We start from the raw sequence: 4,069 nt of genomic DNA on the forward strand, positions 1-4,069 counted from the left end.
GTCGTAGATCTTGCCGACGTTCTTCAGTTGAAGATCGAAAGCCACCGTTCCCGCGCTCCCGTCGCTCGCCTAAAGCGATCATGGCGGGACCGGATCACGCCGGCCCCGCGGTCTGAAAAAGCGCGCTCAGGCGCTCAGGAACTCGTCCCACTTCTGGATGACGAAATCATATTCGTCAGGCCATTGGTGCCAATAGGCGACATTGGCCGCACGGGTCTCCAGCGAGCCGCCGTCGCGCAGATCGCCTTCCTTGATGCCGTTCTCGCTCTTGCCCGCCCAGGGCTTGCCGTCGTACCAGAAGGCGTATTTCTCCGGCGGCATCACGTTCTTGATATTGGTCGAGGGCGAGTAGTAGCCCTGCTCCGACACCGTGATGCCGGGTGGGCCGGACAACCAGTAGTCGGCATAGGCGTAGACCGCGTCCTTGTTCGGCGAGCCCGTGATCATCGACGGGCCGATCGACCAGGCACGATAGCCTTCCTTCGGCACGGCATATTTGGCGGGCTTGCCCTGGCCCTTCACCGCCATCACCGCCGGCTGCCAGGCGTCGCAGACCACCATTTCGCCTGATGCCATCAGGTTGACGAGCTCGCCGAAGTCGCCCCACAGCGCGCGGAACTGGCCTTCCTTCTTCTTGGAGATGAGGAACTTCATCGCCTCCTCGATCTCCTTCTTGGAGGGATTGCCGGGATTCTTCACGCTGGACATGCCGAGCGTGTTCATCGCCATCACCGCCTGCCCGAGCGCGATCAGCGGATCGGTGTTGAGACCGGACTTGCCCTTCCACTTCTTGTCGAAGATCGCGGTCCAGGTGTTGGCTTCCTCGTCGCTCAACACCGTCGGATTGTAGCCGATGGAATCGTAGTTATAGACCGCCGGCACCATCCACAGCTTGGTCTGGGCGTCGTCGGCCCAGATCTGGCCGACGATCTGCGCCTTCTTGTCGAATTTCGGCGACGCCTTGGTGAAGGTGTCGCGGATGTTGGCCCAGTTCTTCAGCGAGGCGGCAGGAACCGGCTCGATGCTGTTGGTCTGCGTCACCGCCGGCAGCCGCTCGCCGATGGTCTCCCAGCAGTCGAAATCCTTGGAGCCCGACAGGATCTTGGTCTGCGCGTCCGGGAATGTCGCGGCCGTCCCCGAGGTGCCGCCGACGCCGGACTTCGCCTTGAAGTCGGCGAGGATACGATCCTGCACCGTCACCGACAGCCCGATGGTGCGAAGCTGCTCCTTGGCGACGTCGCCCGCGGCCGCGTAGGCGGCCCGCGACGACAGGAACGGCGTGCCGCCGCCGAGCGCGAGCGCCAGCGCGCCCGTCGTGCCTTTCAACAGATTGCGTCTTGATACTTCCAGCTTATCCACCATGCTTCACTCCCTCCAATTGAACGTCGATCACCCTCAACTTCACACGACTTTTCAGTAGCGGCCGACCAGCAGGCCGCCATCGACCACCACGATCTGCCCGGTCATGTAGCGGGCCGCATGCGAGGCCAGAAACAGCACGACATCGGCGATCTCCTCGGGCTCGCCGATCCGGCCCATCGGAATGAACTCGCCGGCCTTGGCGGCACCTTGCGGCCCAAGCGAATGCTGCTCGGACAGCAGTTGCGCGGTGCGGATGTAACCGGGCGCAATGCCGTTGACGCGGATGCCGCTTCGCGCGAGCTCGACCGCGAGCCCGCGGATCAGCCCGACGACGCCGGACTTGGCCGCCGAATAATGCACATGCTGGTCCCAGCCATAGGCGATGCCCATGATCGAGGAGATGCAGACGATCGCGCCCGCCTTGCGCGCCTTCATGGCGCCAAGCGCCGGCCGCAGCACGCGAATCATGCCCTTGAGGTCGATCTCGAAGGTCTCGTCCCACTTGGCGTCGGTCAGTTGCTCCAGCGGCACCTTGTGGGCGATGCCGGCATTGGCGACGATGCAGTCGAGCGCGCCGAACTGAGCGTTGAGGCAGGCGACCAGCGCATCGGCCTCTTCCGTCGAACGCACGTCGAGCGGCGCGAACTGCGCCGCGCCGCCGGCGGCGACGATTCCCGCCGCGACCGCCTCGCCCTCCGCGGCGAGCACGTCGGTCACGACGACGTGGTAGCCGGCCTTGCCGAAGGCAAAGGCGGTGGCCTTGCCGATGCCGATCCCGGCGCCGGTGATCAGGACGGTCGGCTTCTTCGCTTCGCTCGTCACAGCATCACATCTCCCGAATTGGGTCCCAGCGTCTGGCCGACGAACAAAGCGGCCTCGTCGGAGGCGATGAAGGCGACGGCGGAAGCCACCTCCTCCGGCTCGCCGAAGCGGCCGAGGGGCAATTCGCGCGCCTTGGCCTTGCGCCAGTCCTCCGAGATCGCCATCACCAGCGGCGTATTGATCGGCCCGGGCGCGATGGCGTTGACGCGCACGCCCTGCGCGCTCACCTCGCGCGCCAGCGATTTTGTCAACCCGATGATCGCGGCCTTGGCGGCGCTGTAATGCACGAGCTCGACGCCGCCGATCTGGCCGAGCTGGGACGCGATATTGACGATGACGCCGCGGCGCTTCGCGAGCATCGGGCCGAGCACCGCATGGGTGCAGAGGAAGGTGCCGCGGACATGGACCGCGAGCATGCGGTCGAAATCCGCCGGCGTGAGGTCGATGAATTTCGCCTGGTGGACGATGCCCGCATTGTTCACCAGCACGTCGCACTCGCCAAATGTCTCGCGCGCCGCGGCCACGATCGCAGCGACGTCCTGCTCGCGCGACACGTCGCCTTCGACAGCCTTGGCCGCATGGCCTTCGGCTGTGATGGCATCCGCGACCGCTGCGGCCGCCTGGCCCGCGATGTCGGCCACGATCACCTTCATGCCGTCGCGCGCGAGCCGTCGCGCGATGGCCCGGCCGATGCCGGAGCCTGCGCCGGTGACGATGGCGACCTCGCCTGCCATCAGCTTTCCTCCTGGATCGCGACGCGCCGGGCGCGGCGCACCGACAGCGTCATCAGGATGGCGTAGACCGCGAGCAGCGCGAAGGAGAACAGCGTCGTCAGCACGCCGAACGCGAAGATGTTGGGATGGATCTCGATGGAAAAGGTGCCGTAGATCGCGAGCGGCAGCGTCAAGTCGCGCCCAGACGAGAACAGCGTGCGCGAGAACTCGTCATAGGAGAGCGTGAAGGCGAACAGCATCGCCGACAGCACACCGGGAAAGATCAGCGGGAACGTCACCTTGCGGAAGGTCGTGACCGGCGGGACGCCGAGCGACCAGGACGCTTCCTCGACCGAGGGATCGAAGCGGTTGAAGATCGCGAGCATCACCAGGAAGGCAAACGGGAAGGTGTAGACCACGTGCAGCACGAACGCCGTGCCCCACCAGGTCCGCTCGACGCCGAGCGCATTGGCGACCAGCGCAAGCCCGAGCCCGACCAGCACGCCCGGCACCATCATGCCGAGCGCGATCAGGTAGAACACCACGCCCGAGCCCTTGAAGCGCGAGCGGAACGCCTGCGCCGACATCACGCCGAGCACGGTCGAGACCACCATGGTCATGGTCGCGAGCGACAGCGAGCGGATCAGCGCTTCGCGGATCGGCAGCGGCGCGATCCGCGACGGCGGCGTCAGGCCGAAGATCTCGCGATACCAGTAGGTCGACCATTCGATGATCGGGAATTGCGGGCCGCCATTGGGCCCGGTCTGGAACGACAGGATGGTGAGGACCAGGAACGGTCCGTAGAGAAAGACGATGAACAGCGCGGTGTAGGTCGCCAGCAGCGGCTTGATCACGGGCGCCTGCATGATCAGAGCTCCCGCCTGAGATCGACGACGCGCAGGAAGGCCGCCACCACCACGCCCATCAGCACGGTCAGGATCACACCGACGACGGCGGCGAAGGCCCATTTCAGCGAGCCGACTTGCGTCACGATGATATTGCCGAGCATGTTCACCTTGCGCCCGGACAGCGCCGACGCGGTGGCGAACTCGCCGAGCACCATCACCGAAACGAAGATGGCGCCGACGATGACGCCGGGCATCGAGAGCGGCAGGATGATGGTGCGGAAGATGCGGAAGAAGCCGGCGCCGAGATCGCGCGCCGCCTCGATC

The 4,069-nt window shown here is 65.6% G+C and carries 5 protein-coding genes; all 5 read right to left on the reverse strand.

Going from position 1 to position 4,069, the window contains the following annotated elements; translation table 11 throughout:
• Positions 1–126: 126 nt before the first annotated feature.
• On the reverse strand, positions 127–1,362 hold the full coding sequence (locus JOY90_RS20260; RefSeq protein ID WP_291692881.1) for an extracellular solute-binding protein: 1,236 nt from the start codon (positions 1,360–1,362) through the stop codon (positions 127–129).
• A gap of 51 nt (positions 1,363–1,413) precedes the next feature.
• Entirely contained in the window at positions 1,414–2,184 is a 771-nt protein-coding gene (locus JOY90_RS20265; RefSeq protein ID WP_291692882.1) for an SDR family NAD(P)-dependent oxidoreductase, read from the reverse strand.
• Positions 2,181–2,918: an SDR family NAD(P)-dependent oxidoreductase gene (locus JOY90_RS20270; RefSeq protein ID WP_291692883.1), complete on the reverse strand. Its 738-nt coding sequence runs from the start codon at positions 2,916–2,918 to the stop codon at positions 2,181–2,183. Before JOY90_RS20270 ends, JOY90_RS20265 begins: the two co-directional genes overlap by 4 nt.
• The gene (locus JOY90_RS20275) at positions 2,918–3,763 is read right to left on the reverse strand and encodes an ABC transporter permease (RefSeq protein ID WP_291692884.1); all 846 of its coding nucleotides are present in this window, start codon (positions 3,761–3,763) and stop codon (positions 2,918–2,920) included. The genes JOY90_RS20270 and JOY90_RS20275 overlap by 1 nt, the downstream gene beginning before the upstream one ends.
• 2 nt (positions 3,764–3,765) lie before the next feature.
• The coding region (locus JOY90_RS20280) for an ABC transporter permease subunit (protein ID WP_291692885.1) at positions 3,766–4,069 on the reverse strand (304 nt) is incomplete at its 5' end.

It is taken from the genome of Bradyrhizobium sp., assembly GCF_019242285.1.
Classification (GTDB): Bacteria; Pseudomonadota; Alphaproteobacteria; order Rhizobiales; family Xanthobacteraceae; genus Bradyrhizobium.